Raw genomic sequence first — 20,533 nt, 5'->3', positions numbered from 1 at the left:
CCACACTATTTTTGTTAATCGCCGTGATGTGAAGCGTTAGCCCCATTGTTGACTCTTGCATGAGTAGCACTACCGATTAGATACCACTTCCAGCTCGATGCACGGAACCCGGATTCTTACGCACCCGAGACCGTAGACACCTGCAGGGAAGCCGATCTCTACACAACGTTGCTGGACGATGGTGGATGAACAGGGGCATGCCAGCCCCCTTAGTTATCAACGATTGAGTGGTTTTTGCCCATCCGCTGTTTCTTAATCAGTTTAAATCGCTAACTCAGCAAGTCGCATAGATCAAGCAAAAAGATCCAGGGGTGGAGAGTGAATATTGGCGCTAAGAGAGAAAAAATGTGCGAATTTACGGGATTACTTGAGTTCTCAAAGTCCACAGTAATCCGCATAAACCCGAGCAAACACACGGCGATAGGCGAAAAAACTAACTGGATGAAGGGTTGGTCTTTGGTGATGGTGGTTATTAGCGATATGAAAAAAATCTTCTAACTCATTAAAAATATTGGTAGCGAATAAAAACTGATGCGTAGTAAAGCTAAAGCAAGAGATGATCATTTGTCATGCGCTTTTTGAGAGTACTGTGCGACGTTGACGGTGTGGTTCTAGGACAGCATTTCTAGCGTGAAATGGTTCCCGGGCGTGTGCTGACGCACCACTATCATTTGAAAGTCGGCAGCATAGTCAGAGTTTAGTGCGACGCCAGCTCGTAGAAGAAACGAGAGGGTGATTTCGCACCTTGTTTAATATCGACAGCCTCCTGAAGAGAAGCTTTTAATTCGTTAAAAACACTCATGCTCAAACCTCATCTTTGAGTAATTTGGTCAATTTTTTCAGCTTAACCTTTTCAGCGTTGGTAAAGTTGTCTTTCACATTCTTGGGGTAAGCAAGTACCAGGTAAATAATCTCAGCGGTAGCCAAAAAGTATATAACTCGAACGCTGTCACTTTGAGTTCGACCTGAAGTTTCTTGAGCTCATCATCTGTAGCGAGCGCCTTGATTTGCTTCGTAAAGATAGGGTAGAGTTTCGATAAACTCTATGGTATGACTCACCGGGTGGATTGAGTCGCTTGATCGCCTCGACAGGGGGAGACGCGGTCGATGATTTTGACACCGCTGGGGTTCATGACTGCGCCTCGTTCTTCAGCGCCTTGAGCATCGACAGTAGCCCGGGCACATCATCCTGTATGATGCTCCAGAGCGTGTCGTCATCAATACCGAGATAGCCATGAATGAGACGGTTGCGGGTGGCAATGATCATTCGCCATGGGATTTCGGGATGGGCAGCACGGATGTCGTCCGGGATGTGGGTTGCGGCTTCGCCAATCAGCTCCAGATTGCGCAGGGTGGCATCATAGGTGAGTCCGCCCGCCACGAAACCAGCTTGGTCGAGTCCGTCGGTGTAGGCCAGCACCTTTCCGGCGAAGTCGATCATATCGTCGAGATAGAAACACCATTCACGTTGGCTGGCATCAGACATTAACCCGCTCCCGTTCGATATAGGGGCGCAGCTCCGGGCGCAGAGCCTTTTCGGTGACCAGATCGACCGGGCAGCCAAGAAGGTCCTCCAGGTAGAACTGCACACCGAAATAACGCTTGGAGGTGGCAGGTCCGTCAAAGGCCACCAGCACATCGACATCGCTGCCGTTGATTGCCGTATCGCGAGCGGTAGAGCCGAACAACGCCAATCGGGTCACACCGAAACGGGCCTGCAACTCCGGCTTGCTGCGGCTGAGCAGCTCAAGAGCACGCTGTCTGTTCATCGTTCAACCTCCGAGGGACGGATTCACCTTCAAGCTTTCGAATACGCCCGAAACCGCCGGGCACAACTTATCCATTCAAAACTATTCGATAATATAACATTTGCTACATCTGTACTGTAGTACATCTGTAGGTTCCCAGATTGCGCAGGATATCATAGAGTTGTAACACCCATAGGCGGCTGACTGAACGATAACTGGATAAAAACGTGAAAATGTTTTCCTGCGGGTAATGGTTCAGGACGTGGCACAAACTGAAGCCATTCGTCAAATGAAGGGTTATACATGACTCATTCCTTTTAATTGAATTAAGAAATTTTGCCAGAGCTTAGGATCATCCAATATAAGAATTATAGCGAAAGTTATCCCATGCGATTATCGACCCGTTCTGCGCCATTTGTCGAATCTTTTTGCCCCCGTATAACCGAGATATCCAGCAACAAAGATTAACACAATGCCACAGTTCCCTCCGCCTACCAATGCTGAAAATAAACCACTTGATTAGTTCGAGCGTAATCCTTTGATTTATATTATTAAATAAGTACAAATTTGTGGACTTCGCACTTGCCTGATGGCCAGAGGTGGAGAGAATAATGACGCGAAGAGAGAAAAATTGAGCGAATTTGTGGGATTTCTTGAAACCTCGAAGTCCGCAAGAATCCGCGGGAACCCACGTAAACACGCGGGAGTAGGCGAAAAAAAACCAACCGGATGAAGGGTTGGTTTTTGGTGTTGGTGGAGGCGGCGGGAATTGAACCCGCGTCCGCAAGCCCTCTACAGACAGTTCTACATACTTAGCCTAGCTATTTAATTTAACCATTTATCCGCCAACTGGCAGGCTGATAAAAGGCGAGTTACCTATTTTTTAGTATTTTGCAAAGTAACCCTGCAAAATACGATCCTCGTTAGTGACTCCACTGTCTGTCGCCAGACCCGGCGTTGAGGCCCACCGGTGTGGAGTTTAGCCGGATTAAGCGGCTAAAGCGTAATTTTCGTCGTTTGCGACTATTGTTTTTCAGATGGATTTACGAGGTGACTGATCCTCGGTATGCCCTGCACTGCTTTGCAACCCACGTCGAAGCCGGATCGCCCCCGTGGAATGTAATCTGTAACATAAGATAGCTTTGCTACTCGAAAGTTCAAGTGCAATTCTAACAGAATCTGAAATGTGCCTTAGAGGTAATTAAGTAACTCTTCAGGACGGTCAATGATGTGGTCCGCTCCCCAGGATTCGGGGGGCGCGTCGCTTCCTAGATAGCCATAACGCGCAACTATGGGTTTGATGCCAGCGGCCAGGCTGGCTTTGACATCACGAATATCGTCACCGACATAGATGCAATTCTGGGGAGAAACGTTGATATGACGACAGGCAGTAAGAAGGGGTTCCGGATGAGGTTTTGTATTCGTCGTTTCATCACCACTGATGATGCAAGCAGCGCGTTGTTCGAGGCCGAGTGCGTGTGTGAGAGGACGCGTGAAGCGTGCTGGCTTGTTGGTAACAATTCCCCAAGGGAGATGGTCGACTTCCAATCGATCAAGCACAGCAACAATACCTGGAAACAAACGAGTCTCGTGACATAAACGTTCAGCATAAAAGCGTAAAAATTCATCGCGCATCGTTTCATATTCCGAATCACCCGGCTTGAGGTTGAAGCCGAGATTGAGCAAACCACGTGACCCAGCTGAAGCTTGAGTGCGAATCTGCTCGATTGGTAAAGGAGAAAAACCTCGCGCAATGAGCTGGCGATTCAGCGCGTACCCGAGATCGGGCGCAGTGTCGGCGATAGTGCCATCAAAATCAAAAAGAATAGCTTCGATCACAATGATATAAGGTGAATTTTTTGATGGCGCTTAGGTTCGGAATGCCATTATGTAGTTAACACTGGTATCCGGTTCAAGCGCATATATTTTGGTTATGGGGTTATAGGTCATGCCTATGATTTTTGCATCGCTTAGTCCTGCATTACGCGCCATGCGCGCGAGCTCTGACGGTTTGAGAAATTTTGCGTATTCATGGGTGCCGCGTGGCAACAATTTGAGGATATACTCTGCACCGATGATGGCGTATAGGTAGGATTTTGGATTGCGATTAATCGTCGAGAAAAAGACCCACCCCCCTGGTTTAGTGAGGTCAGCACATGCTTGGATGACACTGGCAGGATCAGGTACATGTTCGAGCATTTCCATGCACGTGACGATATCGAAGTGATGGGGTAGTTCTTGCGCGAGCATTTCGACCGTAATCTTGCGATAGTCGACTTGATTGCCGCTCTCGAGTAGATGGAGCTTGGCTACTTTTAGCGCCTTATCACTCAGATCGATGCCAGTTGTATCGGCACCACGCGCTGCCATAGATTCTGATAATATGCCTCCGCCACAGCCTACATCCAGGACTTTCTTTCCCTCCAACCCAGCCAGCTGATCGATATAGTTTAGCCGCAAAGGGTTGATGTCATGTAGCGGTTTGAATTCGCTATTGGGATCCCACCAGCGATGGGCAAGCTGGCTGAATTTTTCCAGCTCCATTGGGTCTGCGTTGATACCGTCATTATCCATGCGATTTATACCTTTTATTAGCTATTGAGACGTCTTTGCCATTGAGTTGCTCGATTGATCAATTCTCTTTCATTCAGAGTAACAAGTTCTCTATCATCCAGCAATAGCTTACCCCTCACCCATACGTGGCTGACGTGCTCTCGGCTAGCAGCATATACAAGATGAGAAACAGGATTGAAGCAAGGTGAAAGTGCGAGTGTCGAAAAATCGACTGCAGTGATATCCGCCGCTTTGCCGATTGCTAATGAACCGGTTATTTTATCTATCCCTAGCGCGATCGCACCATTTAGGGTGGCGAAGCGCAGCGCCTGATGTGCTGAAAGTGCGTCTGCCTGGCCGCTTTGGGCTTTGGCAAGTAAAGCGGCCAGTCGCATTTCTTCGAACATATCCAATCGATTGTTGCTCGCAGCGCTGTCGGTACCGATCCCGACATTGATCCCCAGCGCAACTAAATCAGCAATCCGGGCAATCCCACTAGCAAGCTTTAGATTGGATGAAGGGCAATGGGCAATACTGCAATTCTGTTCTTTTAATAAATTGCCCTCTTCTTTTGTTAGATGGACCATATGCACAGCGATCAGGTTTGGGCCAAGCATGCCCAGTTGGCGCAAACGTTCGATCGGGCGAACTCCGTAAGTATCGAGACTGCTGCAAATTTCATCATGGGTTTCATGTAAGTGGATATGTACTGGCGAATCGAGCTGTTCAGCGTACGTCACGATTTTTGTTAATGCTTTATCGCTTACGCTATAAGGTGCGTGCGGCGCAAGGCAGAACGATAGTTGTGGGTGCTGTGAATAGCAGTCGCGCAGCGACAGACCTTTGAAGAGGTAATCGTCAGTATCATTTGCGTACGCAGAGGGAAAATCAATGACGATCAAACCGATTGCTGCACGCATCCCGCATTCGATAACCGCTTTTGCAGTCACTTCCGGAAAGAAGTACATATCATTAAAACAAGTTACCCCCCCTTTAAGCATTTCGGCACAAGCAAGCAGGGTACCATCCAGCACAAAATCCGCACTGACATATCGTGTTTCTACAGGCCAGATGTGGTATTTGAGCCACTCCATTAAAGGTAGATCATCGGCAAGGCCGCGCATAAGCGTCATCGCTGCATGCGTATGTAAATTGATTAGCCCCGGGATAATCGCATGATGATTAAGCGCGATATGGTTATGAGATATAAATTGTGATCTGGCTTGTGATATGGGCAGGATAGCTTGAATCACACCATGGTTGATAACAATCGCATGATCTGACAGAATGGTTTTTTCTGGCTCAACTGGAATTATCCAGCGCGCTTCGATGATGGTATCGGCGGTGAGGGAATCAAGCATTTTTCCGATAAAGCTAACAAAAAAAAAGCCCTGCTTAATAGCAGGGCTTTCCTCAATTAAGATGCTTTGAAAACGTGTTAGTTACCTTCACGCGTACCAGCCACTTCGATTTCTACACGGCGGTCAGGTGCTAAACAATCAATTAACGCTTTGGTTTTTCTTTCGCCAACACAGCTATTGCCTGTTACTGGATTGGCCTCTCCCTTGCCATCAGTAAAAATACGGTCGGGACTGATGCCTTTTGCGTTTACCAGATAATTCTTGACAGCTTCGGCCCGTCTCATTGAAAGTTGTTTGTTATATTCTTCTGAACCAATACGGTCAGCGTAACCAACGGCAATAATGAGATCGTAATTAATGCTTTGCAGCTTATCTGCAAAAATATCTAAAGCCATTTTCCCTTCGGGTTTGAGCACCGCTTTGTCAAAGTCGAACAACGCATCGGCAGAAAAGGAAATTTTTTCGGGCTCGGTCAACACTGGCGCTGGGGCAGGAGGCGCGTCTGCAACCTTTTCTTCTATTTGGCATTTCGGTAAATCTGGATCGCATTCACAAGTAGCTGTTTCTTCATTCCACTCTCTTGTGCGCCAGCAGTGATTGCCTAAATCAGCAGAGCTTCTAGATACCTCACCGCGGTCGTTGACATTATAAGCTTTTACTTTTTCAGTATCACTTTCACCCTGTTTATAATGCGGCAATTCGGCAGCTACTATTGTTGAAAATAACAGAGCTGACAAAACAACAAGCGCTCCTATCAGATACTTATTGATCGATATTATCTTTTTCATGCTATTGTCCTTTTTTCGTAATTTGCTTCACTCAAAACCAATCAACCCCACAAATCTTATCGTTGCTGACGCGATCTCGTGATACTCATCGATATCTAACTCTTATGTAATGCATTGCTTGAGCGGATTATGCGTTCATGTTTTTATGTTTGTCAAACAGGCTTGTTGCTATTCTGCAACACTGTGTCAATCAATTGAGACGGACTGATAGAATAGACTATCATTATTCCAGAAAACTATTCTTAAAACATGCTTTGCCTGATTGCAGAATTTAATTTGGTCTAAATACAGGGTTAAGAGCTTTGCTACTTGTTCCTCGATGACTAGAATAGTGTTAATAATCTGATCGATAAACTTAGCGGGTGTTTGTGTAACCTAACTTAATGATTAATAGCGAATCATCTTTGGAAAATGTGAGTACACGCGTGCAAGAAGTTGTTTCTGATGTAACGGTTACCGCGCATAACCTAAGCCGTCGTTTTGGCAATCACAGCGCTGTGCGTAAAGTCGATTTGGAGCTAAAGCGGAGTGAAGTATTAGGCTTACTAGGGCCCAACGGTGCGGGTAAGAGCACAACCATGCAAATGCTGACGGGAAATTTGGCGCCTACCAGCGGCAGTGTGCAAATTTGCGGCGTGGATTTGATTAAAAATCCTCTTGGCGCCAAACGCCACATAGGCTATTTACCTGAAAATCCACCCCTGTACAAAGAATTAACTGTTGATGAATATCTTCAATTTGCTGCGAGGCTACACAATGTTGACCTCTCCAAAACCAATGATGTGCTGATTGATGTCAAACGGCGCTGTGGGTTAGAAGGCATTGGGAAACGTCTAATCAGTGCATTATCCAAAGGTTTTCAACAGCGTGTAGGGATTGCGCAAGCAATAATTCATCGCCCTGAAGTTATCATTCTCGACGAACCTTCTGTAGGACTGGACCCTAACCAGATTCGAGAAATTCGCGATCTCATCAAAGAGTTGGGCAAATCGTGTAGCATCATTCTTTCTACCCATAATTTGTCAGAGGTCGAAAGCGTATGCGATCGCGTAAAAATTATGAATCACGGCGTAGTGGTATATAGCACAGCGTTAGCTGAGCTTAAACAGAAGGCGCTCAACCTTGAGCAAATTTTTGAGCAATATACGCTGAAGAACGAATAATTGGAAATGAGCAAAATAGTCTTTGTAATCGCCCGAAAAGAACTGAAATTATTGTTCGTTTCACCATTGGCATGGACATTTCTCGCGTTAATTCAACTCATCATTACCTGGGTATTCCTTGGGCGGCTAGACGCCTTTTTGGAACTGCAATCGCAGCTTATGCAAATTGCCAATCCACCCGGTGCCACTGAAGTCATCATTGTGCCGATGTTTGCGGTAGCCTCCATCGTATTGTTGATGGCTACCCCTCTTCTGACAATGCGACTGATTGCTGAAGAATGGCGCAACCGAACCATGGTTTTATTGATTTCCGCACCGATTTCGATGACAACGATCGTATTGGGTAAATTCCTGGGCATGATGGTGTTTTTTTTACTGACCACATTGCTTACCGTCATCTTGTCGCTTTCCTTGCTTGCCGGAGGAACCATGGATTTCGGTTTACTTGTTAGCAATGCTGTGGGCTTGATATTACTTTCTGCAAGTTTTGTCGCGGTCGGTTTATATATTTCCAGCCTCACTTCCCACCCGGCCATTGCTGCGCTAGGAACTTTAGGGCTGCTACTCGCTTTATGGATCGCAGATATTGTGGCCAGCGATTTCAATACCGTGATACAAAATTTTTCGTTACTCCGTCATTACGAAAGCTTCAATCGGGGCTTGATTGATACATTCAGTCTGGTGTTTTTTGTGCTTTTTATCTTGACTTTCCTAATATTGACCATTCGTCGCCTGGATGGCGAACGACTTCATGGATGAGTATGCGTTTGCTAAAGAAATCGGGTGTATTTGTCTGAAATGACTGCGTTGAATAGAAAATTACGGGTTCATCTGTTGCTGCAAAATGGCTTGTTTGTAGTACTGCTCTTGCTATTGATGGGATTGATGGGCTATATGGCAATGGAGTTTCGATTCCAGTGGGATATCAGTCAAAATAGCCGTAATAGCTTGAGTCAAGCAAGCCTGGACATCTTACAAAAATTGGATGGCCCGGTAGAGGTAACAGTATATGCTACGACTCAGGATGCTCAGTTAGGCGATATCAGGAAAATCATCAACGATTTTATCGCCGTGTATCAGCGAATCAAACCCGATCTTACCGTTGAATTCATCGATCCTGTCGAACAACCTACTCTCGCACAAGAGGCGGGTATCAGAATGAATGGCGAAATGGTGCTTACCTTCAATGATCGGAGCGAGCATCTCACGATCATCAACGAGCAAGCATTTACCAACGCCTTGATGCGGCTGGCTCGATCCGATCAAAAGCAGTTGATGATGTTATCAGGGCATGGCGAACGAAAGATTGACGGTATTGCCAACCGTGATATGGGAGATTTCGGCAAGAAATTAGCAGAAGCCGGATTTAAGGGCGAAGGACTTAATCTTGCTAGCACGCAAGAAATTCCCGTTAATATGAGCGTATTGGTTATTGCTTCTCCTCAAACTGATTTATTACCCGGTGAAGTGGATAAGCTCCTTGATTATATCGACCAAGGGGGCAATTTATTGTGGCTGGTTGATCAGGAACCTTTGTATGGGTTGTTACCGCTGGCCGAAAAACTAGGGCTCACTTTCACACCCGGGATCGTGTTAGATCCTCAAGCTAAACGACTGAGAGCACCGATTACTTTTGCGCTAGGAACGATTTACGGGCAACATGTGATTACCGAGAATTTTGATTTCATTACGGTATTTCCGTTCGCTCGCCAGATCATCCTTAATGAAAGTGAGGAGTGGTATGGCGTCTCGCTCGTGGAAGTGGCACCAGAAGGTTGGGTTGAGACAGGTTCGCTGGATGATGATGTCACCTTTGATGAAGCTGAAGAGGTAGCTGGCCCCGTCAGTGTGGCAGTATCGCTGGAGCGAACGTTAGAGGACCGTGAGCAACGTGTCATTGTTATCGGTAGTGGGCATTTTCTTGCTAATACCTATCTAGGCAATGGCGGCAACATTGATTTTGGAATCAACATGATCAATTGGTTGGCCGGTGACGAGGATCTGATTACGATCCAGCCCCGACCAACCATTGATAGTCAGTTAGTATTAAACGAATCCACCTTAACAATGATCGTGATGGGTTTTCTCATTGTTCTTCCATCGCTATTTTTGATAAGCGGCTTCTTCATTTGGTGGATTCGAAGGAGAAGGTAAATAATGCATTCTCATTCATGGCTCAATCTGATCATGCTCGTTACAATCCTAGCGCTTGCGGCATTTCTGTATATCAGACCTTCTTTACAGGAAGAGACCACCCATAGAATTTCGACCTACCCTGTAGCGGCAGTGCAACATTTGCAGATTGACAGACAAGACAGTTCGATTGAGTTGAACAGAACGGCTGATCGCTGGTATATGAGCAAACCGATAAAAGGAAGGGTAAACGAAAGCAAGATTGATCGAATTCTAGAAATCCTATCTGCCACCAGTCAGCATCTGTTGCCTTTTGCAAATTTGGATCGTTACGGTCTGCAGCAACCCATGATCGAGTTGCATATTGATCAAGAACCATTCAAGTTCGGAGATTTTGCGCCTATTACCAACGAACAATATTTGGCAACTCGGCAACAGGTATTTTTAGTTTCGCCACGCTACGCCGCCTCGTTGTCGGTTTTGCCAACCGATCTGTTAAGCTTGAAATTGTTAGCAGAAGATGAAATGCCCGTGGAGTTCATTCTGTCAAACATGCGGCTTAAGCATGATGAAGGCTGGCAGTTGATACCAGAACAAACCGAGCCTTCCTTGAGCCAGACCGAGCTCAATCAATGGGCGCAAGCTTGGCGATTCGCGCAAGCAATTTATTTGACGCTGGCCTCTGGTCAACCTGAAGAAAACGAAAGAGAAATCAGCATTCTGCTGCATGATGGCAGGAAGATTAAGCTGATAGCCGAGCAAAATGACTCAGAATTGACTTTATTACGGGTAGATGAAGGGGTTCGCTATCATTTTCCAGTTAGTTTGGGCAAGCGTTTGCTGGATCCGTATACCATGCATCGGGAGCAAGCGGTAATTGCAGAATAATGCCCGAATTACCTGAAGTGGAAGTGACGCGGCAAGGTATCGTGCCGCATTTATTGAATCAGCATATCGACTGTGTTGTCGTGAGAAATTCCCATTTGCGCTGGCCGATACCGGATGATCTAAAAGATATTTTAGTGGGACAGGAAATTGTTGCTATAGCACGGCGTGCGAAATATCTGCTGTTCATTTGCAGCACAGGCACACTGATCATTCACTTGGGGATGTCAGGCAGTTTACGGCTAGTATTAGCGCAGCACCCTGCCCAGAAACACGATCATTTTGACTTGGTGCTTGCGAATGGCGCTATTCTGCGGTTCCGGGATCCACGTCGTTTTGGTGCGATTCTATGGAGCTCTGAAGAGATCATGCGTCATCCGCTGCTAGCTCAACTGGGAGATGAGCCATTGTGCGCTGCTTTTGACGGAAAATGTTTGCATGCCAAGCTACGTCAACGTAATGCCAGTATCAAGGAAGCGCTCATGAATAACCGTATCGTGGTAGGGATAGGTAATATATACGCAAACGAAGCTTTGTTTCATGCAGGTGTACATCCTAGAACGCTCGCCAGCAAATTAAGTCTCAGTCGATGTGATAAATTGGTTTCTGCCATCAAAACAACGCTGCAAACAGCAATCGAGGCAGGCGGCAGCAGTTTGCGGGATTTTGTAAAGAGTGACGGCAATCCGGGCTATTTCCAGCAACAGTATTGGGTATACGGACGAGCAAATCAGCCATGCCGCAGTTGTGGCAGTAAAATTGAAAAAATGAGGCAGGGTCAGCGCTCAAGTTTCTATTGTCCGGAATGTCAGCAATGAATCTTCTGGAACGGTAAAGATGAAGCGCGGAACAGCGCTAAATCTTTTTCCAATTTTTTTTACAACGTGGATTTTTATAAAGAGTATGGATTTTATGGCGCGGTGGATCATGATTGCAGGTGCAATATTGCTCGTTTTAGGGGCAATAATGCATTTAGCACCTTGGTTATTGAACTGGTTTGGCAAATTGCCTGGTGACATCCGTATCGAATCTGAGCGAGGGAAGGTTTTTATTCCTATCACTTCGATGATTATCGTAAGTATTGTGCTAACAATCATCGTGAACATTTTCAAACGATAAGCAGGATCGTTGCCAAAATCAAACAAGCTGAGCGAAAACCAGCCGATGCAGTGTCAGATAGACAGTCTGCGTTGCAGTGGTACGGAGTAACCGTTCACCAAAAAATATACTGATACGGGGAAAATATGAATATTACGTTTGTTGGCGGGGGCAATATGGCATGCGCCCTTATCGGAGGATTGCTACAGCAAGATTATCCTGCTGGACAAGTACAGGTGGTGGAAATCGATTCCGATGCACGCGCGAGAATTAAACAACAACTTGGCGTCAATGCGGTTGCAGCGCTGCCGGAAGGAATCAATGGCAGTAACGTCATCGTGCTCGCGGTTAAACCGCAACAACTTTCTGCGGTTGCGGGTCAGCTTGCCCCACTGCTTAATGGACAATTGGTAATTTCAATAGCCGCAGGGATACGCACCTCGGATCTATCGCGCTGGCTAGGCGATTACGGAGGCATTGTCCGTGCCATGCCCAATACACCCTCATTGATCCGCGCAGGCATGACGGGTCTCTATGCATTGCCGACAGTGAACAGCCAGCAAAAGGAAGAAGCGGCCAATATTCTAAGTGCTGTAGGATCGATCATTTGGGTAGAGCAAGAAGTGCTCTTGGATGCGGTCACTGCCGTATCAGGGAGTGGACCTGCTTATATTTTTTATTTTATCGAAGCAATGCAGCAGGCGGGTACAGAGTTGGGTCTGACCAAGGAACAAGCGAAGCTGTTGACTCTGCAAACTTTTTTTGGCGCAACGCAGCTTGCCAGTCAAAGTGACGAAGATGTGGCAACCCTACGATCTCGAGTAACTTCAAAGGGAGGAACGACCGAGCAAGCATTGCTGAGTATGGAACAGGATGGGGTGAAGAACGCAATCATGCGTGCGATGCATGTCGCTTACGAGCGCGCGCAACAAATGGGTGATGAATTGGGCGGGAAGTAGTCATTGACCAGCAGCACATTAACGTCTAGTTAGCATTTTCGGAGAGCAGATGATGTCAAGCCAAATATTGATATTTCTTATAGACACCGTACTGGGGTTGTTTTCCCTCGCACTCTTGCTGCGCTTCTATATGCAATTGTTACGTACGCCCTATCATAATCCGCTATCGAAGTTTCTGGTCGCCATCACAAATTTTATCGTGCTGCCAGTCCGGCGTATCATTCCAAGCTGGAAGGGATTTGATCTGGCAACCTTGATACTCGCATGGCTGGCACAGTTCATCATCCTGTCAGGTGTGAATCTATTGCAAGGTTATGAGCCTGACTCGAGTATGGCCAGTACATTCTTCGGATTTGGATTGCTAGCGCTAATCGAGCTGATAAGAATGACGCTCTATATCATCATGATTATGATCATTGTTCAAGCCGTGCTTTCTTGGATTAACCCCTACAGTCCACTGGCCCCGATACTCGATAGCTTTACCCAACCGATTTTGGATATTTTTCGGCGTCGCATCCCTCCTGTCGCCAATGTCGACTTATCGCCTTTGTTCGCTATCATCCTGGTACAGCTGCTACTCATGGTTGTGGCCAGCGTCCAACAGGAAATCGCATACATGTTTTGATGAGCTGGTACCGTATTGATCAGAATGACAATCTTATTCTGACGTTATACATTCAACCAGGCGCAAGACACACCGAACCGGCTGGATTGCATGGGAATGCACTAAAAATCAGATTGTCTGCATCGCCGATTGAAGGCAGGGCAAATAAGGCGCTGCTGAAATTTCTTGCCGAACGCTTCCAAGTGCCATTGTGCCAAGTATCGATCAAACAGGGGGAACATTCCCGGCGTAAAATTGTTGAGATCCTTCATCCAGCAGTGGCACCTCAAGCACTTTTGGCAGAGCGGTCAAGCTGATAATTTGCTGCAACCTTCTCGCCTTATCGCACTTAATGTTGAGTCAATGAATCGAGCATAGTGTCATATTCAGCCTGGAAGAAGAAGGGTTGCGTACCTAACGCAGGCTGCAAATCATCCAGCCAAGTCGCCCGCTCATCATAACGTGCAAAGAAGGGTCGCTGTACCCATTCTGGATTGCGTCCCTGAATGAAGCGCAGTACAAAAACCTTTTCGCCATAAATTTCCGTCACGCCCTGCACTTCTATCTTGCCGGGCGAAGTGCTCATAGAGGGCCCCCGCACCGTACGCGCAACTCCAGAAACTTGCTGGATGGCATCACGGTAAATTTCCCAAGCACGCGCCAAAGGAACTTGAAAATAATGGCGTGCACCGGTATCGCGCTCAACAAACATATAGTATGGGACAATCCCCAGATGCACCTGTGTTTTCCATAGCCTAGCCCAGGTCGCTGCATCGTCATTAATGTGCGCGACTAAAGGGGATTGGCTGCGGATAATTGCACCTGTATCCCTTAGCCGACGAATAGCTTCGCGTGCAATGGGGGTATCCATCTCTCGCCAATGGTTGTAATGCGCCATGATCGCCACATGCTTACCCTGATCGACTAACTTTGCCAGGAGACGCAAAAGGTCATCCGCATCACTGTCCAGGACAAAGCGATGCGGCCAGAATGTCAATGACTTGGTGCCAATTCGCAAAGTTTGAATATGCTCAAACTCGGGTGCGAGCAAGGGTTCGAGGTAATTGGCCAAATGCCTCGTTTTCATTACCATCGGATCACCGCCCGTTATCAATAGATCGGTAACCTCTCGATGCTGTTTCAAGTAGCGATGCAAATGAGTTGCTTCATGCGCAGAAATCCGTAATTCCTTGTCACCGATGAACTGTGCCCAGCGAAAACAAAATGTGCAGTAGGAATGACAGGTTTGTCCCTGACTCGGAAAAAAAAGAACAGTTTCTCGGTACTTGTGTTGCATACCTTCCAGCCGCTTGTCTTCGAGGTAGGGAATATTCAAAGCGCGCTGGCCCGCCGGATGCGGATTCAGTCTCAAGCGGATTTCATTCGCAGCAATTTGTATCTGTTTGGTATCGCCCCCTTTATCCATGAGTGAGGCGATATATTCGAAGTCTTCTGGGGAGAGCATCCCTTGTTGCGGAAAAGTAAGCTGAAAAATAGGATCATCAGGGATATTGCTCCAATCAATTAATTCTTCAATAACGTAGCGATTGACTCTGAATGGCAATACTTTGGCGACGGCATGCATTGCTCGACGTTGTGGAGCAGGCAATTGCCTGATTTGAGAAATGTCCTCTAAATGCGACTCAGTGTAAATCTGGAGCTGATGGACTTGCGTCAGACTTTCGTTTCTTGTAGCAATTCGTTGTGTACGAGAATAGGGGTGCATTGGCTTCTCCTGAGTAGGTTGCAAAGCTGTCAAATCTTGGGATAATTTCCCACAAAATTTGACCATTCCTGTCCGTAATCAGGGCGGTGCAATACGATCTCGATGATCTGGCCCTTTGGAACCCAAACAATGGGTGTGTGCCGATAAAATAACTTGCACTCTTCACGACTTATGCCTTTATCTCAGGATGCTGATTGATCAGGATAAGCGGAATAGTGACAGTAATTAATTGATCCGATACTGCTCAATAACAACATCCTTAAAAAAGAAAGGTCAATAAGGCTACCATAATGAGCCTAGCAGGCAAGCAAAAATTCCGTTTTTTGATCTCATGTGTATCACCAATGCCCGATTAAATCAAAAATCGCTGTCCCGCAAATCAATGTTTATGGGGGTCGCGAGCGATTTACGGAATGACCACGATTTGAATTTACCCTTGTTGTGTAAATTTGGTAAAAAACACAAAATATTGCAAGCCAAAACTTTTAACCATAAAGGGTTTGAAGCTCTCTTGGCGGAAAGCAAAGCAGCCATCCTGCCGAGTCATGAAATAAACAACGTCTATGGTTAACTGCTTTAGATAATGCAAAATAACCTGGTGACATGAACATACCAAACTGAAAACTGCAAGAATTGGCAGGTGTTCATTCTGGTACGCGCTTGAAGCAAATCTGGAATATTTTAAGAACGAGAGCCACCTCATACAGCGCAACCCGAAGAGGTCGACCCCAGCTTCAACTATCCGCCAGGCGGACGTTTGGCAAATCTGAAAACTGGCAAGATCGATCAGCTGCTGGATGATTTAAAAACTTCGGCAAATGAGCAAATCAAAAAATCGCGTTTAATGGCTATTTTTTTGGATAGGTGGCTCAGATTGATTTGGCTATGGGTTCCCAATATGGGATGGGATCCATCAGCAGAAATCGCATTCAAGTAGGCCGTCTCATTGTGATGAACAACATGAATGCCTCCCTGCTTGTATAGACGGACACGGTACGGTGCCATACGAACAGTACACACAGCAATCTCCCGGCTTTGGCCTGAGAAGGGCGCCACACCCCTTACACTCGTAGAAGTACTGGCACGCATCGGTGGGCATGTGTTCCGTTTCCTTGTGTCCGCAGGACGGGCATGTGATCATCGACTCAAAAATAATCGTTTTATGCATAAAAGTGCCAACGAGTGGTAACAAATATTCGCTCTCTACCAACGCTGAGCAACGCAGCAAAGAACGTGAACGGCCTTTCACTTTTCATTCGCATGAGGTCATCTCGAACACCTTCGGCTACAGTGCGTAATTGGGGACACGGTTTCTAATGAATAAGTTCTGTTAATTTTGGAGACAATCGTGGTTTGTCCCTTATTCTGTACAATCAAAGGCAAGGGTTTCTTCATTCTTTTTCATAGCTAGAGCTGCTTCCTGCCAAGTGCCTAAATGCCTAATACAGTAGTTCGGATGATATGATTCCCCCGTAGGCACAGCATCGCATGTGATGTTGGAAATCTTTCTTATTAGCGCGCCTCGGGGTCAGGCTGGAAGAGCCCGAACGTGTTTCCATCAGGATCAACAAAGTATGCGTGCCAACAAACACCAGGAACTGCGAATTTCGGTAACGCAATTTGACCACCAAGCGATTCTATTTTTTCAGCTAATGTGTCGATATCTACGACTTCAATTGAGCACACATATGCGTTTGTTCCACACGCCAGTGGTGGTGTCTGAGCTGGCCGTTGAAGCAAACCGCCCCGAATCCCATCAGTCTCAATACGCCAGTACGGAATCGGAATATTCTCATCCTTCATAAACCGCCACCCGAAAATTTCCCGATAGAAGTTCACTGCATTTTCTGGATGAGCTGATTGAATTTCAAAATATGAAATAGTATTCACGGCACCCTCCGTTAGTGTAATAGGGGGACAAACAAAGGTTTCTAGCTAAATTCTGTCAATTTTGGAAACAATCGTAGTCCCGTATTCTGCATCAAACTCCCCACCTGGCCCAATAATCGTATCGATGAACTGTTACCCCTAGCACCGGAATTCATTAAATCACTCCAGCAGAAACAATGACGGGTAACAGTATGGGACGTATACGAGCGTTCACTGGGGCGCTGCGGTGATCAGCAACCACTTGACCACTTCATCCGGACCATTAGTACAGCTTAATTCTTAAATTTTGCAAATTCCTCTCAAGATTTAGGATAAACCGTCGCCTGCATACCTTCGTTAGGCCGGAGACAGCTCGCCGAGCCACCGAGCCCGCCCCGCAGTGGTTATACTCTGGGCATAGGGAGATTGGTTGATGCCTATGACTGTCTACCTCATGAAGCTACTGGCACTCACAATGCCTGCTGCCATGCACTTCGCGCCGCTCTATGCCATCGCCGAAAGTAGGGTTCTTGTGCTAACTCCTGATGCCCCTCAACATAGGTGACAAACCACTGCAGTAAACCATCCCACTGATGCAAGTCGCCTAGCGGCACAAGGTGCCATCCCAGCTCTTCGATCGTCCAGTTGGCCTTGACACTGTTCCGCAACATCGAGGTGCATACCCAATTGGTGGCATTGTCAGCACCACCAAGGGTGACTGGCACCACATGGTCAAGAGTCGGCGACAATTCCCAATACGCGATGTGGCAGGCATCCATTTTCCAGTTGGGATGGAAGGGAAACTCTTCTGGCAATAACCGAGATAAGAGCCGAAGCACAGGCGAGAACACTAACCGCTGCCCAGAGTACCGATCCACAAAGCCATCACGGATGAAGACGCGTAAGGCATCAGACTCTGTGTACTTCCTTCCTGCCACTGTCGGGCGTGTGAAGGGATACGTACAGCGCAAGACCACCGCAGCGCGTTCAAGCTCCCCGCCCAAGACTGCCTGGCATATCTCTGCAATTATGTGACTTTTGTCGTTTTCTTCCATAGCTCTTTTCAGCATCAGTAATAAGGGACACCCATCAATCAGCCCGTGTCAAGGGCAAATTACAGCTTCCCTTGCTGTTATTTTATGAAATCAGGTTTTTATTTCGTAGACCCGGCTTGTTAAAATAGTCGAATCCGCCTCCCCATTATTGTCTACGATCGGGTCGCACAAGTCACCCATCCCGATGTATCCGCATGCTCTGGCATCAAACGCTTGAGAGCATTGTTCGATAAGCGGGCATCCAGTTCCCGCCCCATAATATTCTCTACCGACAGGATAGGCTGGCTGCGCGGGCGCACAAGCTGGATGCATTTTCTAGCGAGGTTTTGTAGCGCCCTCGCGTGCAGCTTGGTAGCACGCGCCGCCTGAAGGTGATTTAAGACACCAATCTGCGTACCCCCCACAACGAGGGACAATGGCAACGCATCCAGCGCAACAAGGACGACTTTCCTTATTTCAAGTATGACGCCAACAACTCAGAGCATCCTCGTCTGGAGCACTCCGCCTGGGATGGACTGGTGTTGCCAGTGGATGATCCCTTCTGGCAGGCGCATTACCCGGTCAAGGCATGGGGCTGCAAATGCGGCGTGATGCAACTGGATGAAGACACGCTGGATGAACTGGGCTTGAAACCTTCCGAACCGCCGCAGGAAGAAACTTACACCTACATCAACAAGCGCACGGGCGAAGTGCAGCGCATTCCGAAAGGGGTTGATCCCAGCTTCAACTATCCGCCAGGGGGAAGATTGGCAAACCCCTGAATAAGATGCTCGCTGACAAGATCGATCGCTTGCCGGATGATTTAAAAACTGCGGCAAATGAGCGAATCAAAAAAGCGGGGTTTTAAGCGGTTTTTGCTGTCGTTGGTTACTAGGCCATTACTTCAAAACTAACCTTGATAGTGATAGTTAGTGCCATCAAAATATGATTCTATGTCGCAAGATGGTTCAAGGAAATGGTTGATTAGTGAAAAATTATTATTAGAAACAGTGTAAGTACTCAATGTTAGGCTTAGAATTCCGCTTCAGATAGAGCATAGGTTTCCATATTTCCATTTTGCACTTTGTACAATGTCATCCTAATATTACTAAACCGAGTGCCGTCGTAAGTTTGAATTTCTTCAAGCCTAAATGATTCAGATCGTGAAAGACCGCCATTGCTAAGATCACGATATCGTATGTCATAACTCCCGGCGCTAACCTTGTTCAAGGTGAAGCTACTAAACGCAGGAATATAGAACTGGCGCACTGGATTAGCTTCTGCGCCATCTAGAGAAACCAGCTTAACAAAAACATCAGAATTGTTTCTACTGTTATCTACAGTCACTGTCGAAAGGCCGTTCGTATGAAGCTGCTGATAGCCCTTAACGTAACCCGCAAATGTTGGCCAAGACTGACCATTTGGAGCTCTACTGGGTCTGACATATTTGGGTCTGACAAATTCAGCATGAGTTGATGGAGATCTAGCTTGATATGGTTTTGAATCAGTAGTGGGTGAGTTTTTATCTTCAAAAAAATCAATGGCGCTGATAATAATAAAAATAACTCCTCCCCCGACACATAGACGAATGGCAAAAGAGAATGCCTCTATAAAGAATCTTTTAATGTAATTGAATATAGATAGAAAAGCCTTGTTACCAGGCGAGGGATCTAAATGCTGAGTGGTTGCGTGGGATACCTGACTAGTTTGCCAGTTAACTGAAAACGTTGCCTCCATTTCAACAATCCATAGATCATGCTCCCGGCGCTTGGCGGGGTCAGATAATACCTCGTATGAAGTATTGATGATTGCCATTATTCGAGAAGCTTCGGGATTTCCCTGATTCCTGTCTGGGTGATATCTCTGTGAGAGTGTTCTGTATGCGGCACGAATGATATCTGGTGGAGCGTTACGTGCCACCTTGAGATTATCATAATGAGTATGTATCCGAGCCATATATGATGAACCTTGAATTTCAAGTATTAGCTTATGTGATTAGTAATTTTCTCGCGATTTCTCTGCTAGATAAGCAATGGAGAATTCCACAATAAGACTAATAGACATAACCACGCCGAATAATATGAGGATATTCATTAGCGATGCTCCGGCTAACAAAATGGCGAGGATAGTAAGTATGTAGGCCAGCGAGATAAAGAAGGTCGTAATCATAGAATACTCATTTCCTGATTGTTGGTCTTTCTGTGCAAGCCAGGCTATCGGGCTGGTTGCAATGCCATATGACCAAATAAGCACAGGAATAATTGAATCTGCATTAGCATGATTGTTGAAATAAAAAAGTACGAGAATGCACCAGGCTGTAAGAACCACATTTGTATAAACTACACTCAGAAGACCGAAGATAGAGCCACTGATCTTGTGGCCCTTTTCAAGTAAAACGGCTGCTGGGCCGGTTAAAAAAATTAACCCTGGAGCCATCACAAAGCTAAGACCTACGCCTGAAACAAGCAAAGCCAAGATTCCATAACCGATTAAACTCCACTCGCCCAAGATTGCGAGCCATATGCCCGATACAATTCCCCCAAACATGTTAAATAAGCCGATCGGAATTATTAATCCTGACAAAAATCTTATGAATATTCCCATGTGCCTCC

Annotated in this window: 24 protein-coding genes and 1 other RNA gene; 11 read left to right on the top strand and 14 right to left on the bottom strand. The window is 46.5% G+C overall.

What is annotated here, in order from left to right; all coding sequences use genetic code 11:
- Positions 1-1,129 precede the first annotated feature (1,129 nt).
- The 7 genes from C8R30_RS04770 to C8R30_RS04740 form a co-directional block, all read right to left on the bottom strand.
- Positions 1,130-1,486 (bottom strand): HepT-like ribonuclease domain-containing protein, encoded by a 357-nt coding sequence (locus C8R30_RS04770; RefSeq protein WP_090671396.1) that lies wholly within the window; start codon positions 1,484-1,486, stop codon positions 1,130-1,132.
- The gene (locus C8R30_RS04765; RefSeq protein ID WP_107789666.1) at positions 1,479-1,769 is read right to left on the bottom strand and encodes a nucleotidyltransferase family protein; all 291 of its coding nucleotides are present in this window, start codon (positions 1,767-1,769) and stop codon (positions 1,479-1,481) included. Before C8R30_RS04765 ends, C8R30_RS04770 begins: the two co-directional genes overlap by 8 nt.
- A gap of 730 nt (positions 1,770-2,499) precedes the next feature.
- Positions 2,500-2,860: a transfer-messenger RNA gene (gene ssrA / locus C8R30_RS04760) on the bottom strand.
- A gap of 79 nt (positions 2,861-2,939) precedes the next feature.
- On the bottom strand, positions 2,940-3,587 hold the full coding sequence (locus C8R30_RS04755; protein WP_090671077.1) for an HAD family hydrolase: 648 nt from the start codon (positions 3,585-3,587) through the stop codon (positions 2,940-2,942).
- Between the two features lie 30 nt (positions 3,588-3,617).
- Entirely contained in the window at positions 3,618-4,322 is a 705-nt protein-coding gene (gene ubiG, locus C8R30_RS04750; RefSeq protein WP_107783367.1) for a bifunctional 2-polyprenyl-6-hydroxyphenol methylase/3-demethylubiquinol 3-O-methyltransferase UbiG, read from the bottom strand.
- Between the two features lie 17 nt (positions 4,323-4,339).
- A complete protein-coding gene (locus C8R30_RS04745) occupies positions 4,340-5,662 on the bottom strand; it encodes a TRZ/ATZ family hydrolase (protein WP_107789665.1) in 1,323 nt (440 codons plus the stop codon).
- 77 nt (positions 5,663-5,739) lie between these two features.
- The gene (locus C8R30_RS04740; RefSeq protein WP_090671067.1) at positions 5,740-6,450 is read right to left on the bottom strand and encodes an OmpA family protein; all 711 of its coding nucleotides are present in this window, start codon (positions 6,448-6,450) and stop codon (positions 5,740-5,742) included.
- A 413-nt stretch (positions 6,451-6,863) separates the two neighbouring features.
- Between C8R30_RS04740 and C8R30_RS04735 the strand changes: the two genes are divergently transcribed.
- The 9 genes from C8R30_RS04735 (at position 6,864) to C8R30_RS04695 (ending at position 13,609) form a co-directional block, all read left to right on the top strand.
- Positions 6,864-7,613 carry an ABC transporter ATP-binding protein gene (locus C8R30_RS04735; RefSeq protein WP_258191933.1) on the top strand — a complete coding sequence of 250 codons (750 nt, stop codon included), beginning with the start codon at positions 6,864-6,866 and terminating at the stop codon, positions 7,611-7,613.
- 6 nt (positions 7,614-7,619) lie between these two features.
- Positions 7,620-8,372: an ABC transporter permease gene (locus tag C8R30_RS04730; protein WP_338061144.1), complete on the top strand. Its 753-nt coding sequence runs from the start codon at positions 7,620-7,622 to the stop codon at positions 8,370-8,372.
- Between the two features lie 39 nt (positions 8,373-8,411).
- Positions 8,412-9,767: a GldG family protein gene (locus C8R30_RS04725; RefSeq protein ID WP_107789663.1), complete on the top strand. Its 1,356-nt coding sequence runs from the start codon at positions 8,412-8,414 to the stop codon at positions 9,765-9,767.
- A 3-nt stretch (positions 9,768-9,770) separates the two neighbouring features.
- Entirely contained in the window at positions 9,771-10,634 is an 864-nt protein-coding gene (locus C8R30_RS04720; protein ID WP_107789662.1) for a DUF4340 domain-containing protein, read from the top strand.
- Entirely contained in the window at positions 10,634-11,449 is an 816-nt protein-coding gene (mutM, locus tag C8R30_RS04715) for a bifunctional DNA-formamidopyrimidine glycosylase/DNA-(apurinic or apyrimidinic site) lyase (protein ID WP_090671056.1), read from the top strand. Before C8R30_RS04720 ends, mutM begins: the two co-directional genes overlap by 1 nt.
- A gap of 19 nt (positions 11,450-11,468) precedes the next feature.
- Positions 11,469-11,750: a DUF2905 domain-containing protein gene (locus tag C8R30_RS04710; protein ID WP_244888082.1), complete on the top strand. Its 282-nt coding sequence runs from the start codon at positions 11,469-11,471 to the stop codon at positions 11,748-11,750.
- Between the two features lie 125 nt (positions 11,751-11,875).
- Positions 11,876-12,688, top strand: a complete 813-nt coding sequence (proC, locus tag C8R30_RS04705; RefSeq protein ID WP_107783362.1) for a pyrroline-5-carboxylate reductase — start codon at positions 11,876-11,878, stop codon at positions 12,686-12,688.
- 49 nt (positions 12,689-12,737) lie between these two features.
- Positions 12,738-13,313 (top strand): YggT family protein, encoded by a 576-nt coding sequence (locus C8R30_RS04700; RefSeq protein ID WP_338061143.1) that lies wholly within the window; start codon positions 12,738-12,740, stop codon positions 13,311-13,313.
- The gene (locus C8R30_RS04695) at positions 13,313-13,609 is read left to right on the top strand and encodes a DUF167 domain-containing protein (RefSeq protein WP_090671047.1); all 297 of its coding nucleotides are present in this window, start codon (positions 13,313-13,315) and stop codon (positions 13,607-13,609) included. The genes C8R30_RS04700 and C8R30_RS04695 overlap by 1 nt, the downstream gene beginning before the upstream one ends.
- Positions 13,610-13,641: 32 nt before the next feature.
- Here the strand turns inward: C8R30_RS04695 and C8R30_RS04690 are convergent, their stop codons facing one another.
- On the bottom strand, positions 13,642-15,018 hold the full coding sequence (locus C8R30_RS04690) for a KamA family radical SAM protein (RefSeq protein WP_107783361.1): 1,377 nt from the start codon (positions 15,016-15,018) through the stop codon (positions 13,642-13,644).
- 757 nt (positions 15,019-15,775) lie between these two features.
- Between C8R30_RS04690 and C8R30_RS04680 the strand changes: the two genes are divergently transcribed.
- Positions 15,776-15,955, top strand: coding sequence for a hypothetical protein (locus tag C8R30_RS04680; protein ID WP_107789660.1), 180 nt, complete (start codon positions 15,776-15,778; stop codon positions 15,953-15,955).
- Between the two features lie 6 nt (positions 15,956-15,961).
- On the opposite strand, the gene C8R30_RS16380 is transcribed toward C8R30_RS04680, so the two are convergent.
- From C8R30_RS16380 to C8R30_RS04660, 4 genes are all read right to left on the bottom strand, one after another.
- Positions 15,962-16,159 (bottom strand): GDCCVxC domain-containing (seleno)protein, encoded by a 198-nt coding sequence (locus C8R30_RS16380; protein ID WP_476703508.1) that lies wholly within the window; start codon positions 16,157-16,159, stop codon positions 15,962-15,964.
- A gap of 371 nt (positions 16,160-16,530) precedes the next feature.
- On the bottom strand, positions 16,531-16,908 hold the full coding sequence (locus C8R30_RS04670) for a VOC family protein (protein WP_090671038.1): 378 nt from the start codon (positions 16,906-16,908) through the stop codon (positions 16,531-16,533).
- 449 nt (positions 16,909-17,357) lie between these two features.
- Positions 17,358-17,957, bottom strand: a complete 600-nt coding sequence (locus C8R30_RS04665) for an HNH endonuclease (RefSeq protein WP_107789658.1) — start codon at positions 17,955-17,957, stop codon at positions 17,358-17,360.
- Positions 17,958-18,094: 137 nt separating this feature from the next.
- Positions 18,095-18,358, bottom strand: coding sequence for a hypothetical protein (locus tag C8R30_RS04660; protein WP_107789657.1), 264 nt, complete (start codon positions 18,356-18,358; stop codon positions 18,095-18,097).
- Between C8R30_RS04660 and C8R30_RS04655 the strand changes: the two genes are divergently transcribed.
- A complete protein-coding gene (locus C8R30_RS04655) occupies positions 18,332-18,703 on the top strand; it encodes a phage minor head protein (protein ID WP_107789656.1) in 372 nt (123 codons plus the stop codon). The two genes, C8R30_RS04660 and C8R30_RS04655, sit on opposite strands and share 27 nt — an antisense overlap.
- A gap of 250 nt (positions 18,704-18,953) precedes the next feature.
- Here the strand turns inward: C8R30_RS04655 and C8R30_RS04650 are convergent, their stop codons facing one another.
- Both C8R30_RS04650 and C8R30_RS04645 read right to left on the bottom strand, forming a co-directional pair.
- Positions 18,954-19,877, bottom strand: a complete 924-nt coding sequence (locus C8R30_RS04650; RefSeq protein ID WP_107783356.1) for a J domain-containing protein — start codon at positions 19,875-19,877, stop codon at positions 18,954-18,956.
- Positions 19,878-19,916: 39 nt separating this feature from the next.
- On the bottom strand, positions 19,917-20,525 hold the full coding sequence (locus tag C8R30_RS04645; RefSeq protein ID WP_107783355.1) for a hypothetical protein: 609 nt from the start codon (positions 20,523-20,525) through the stop codon (positions 19,917-19,919).
- Positions 20,526-20,533 lie beyond the last annotated feature (8 nt).

Origin of the sequence: Nitrosomonas nitrosa (assembly GCF_003051105.1) — a bacterium.
GTDB lineage: Bacteria > Pseudomonadota > Gammaproteobacteria > Burkholderiales > Nitrosomonadaceae > Nitrosomonas > Nitrosomonas nitrosa.
Note: the sequence above shows the minus strand (reverse complement) of the source record. Positions and strands in the feature narration are given on the sequence as shown.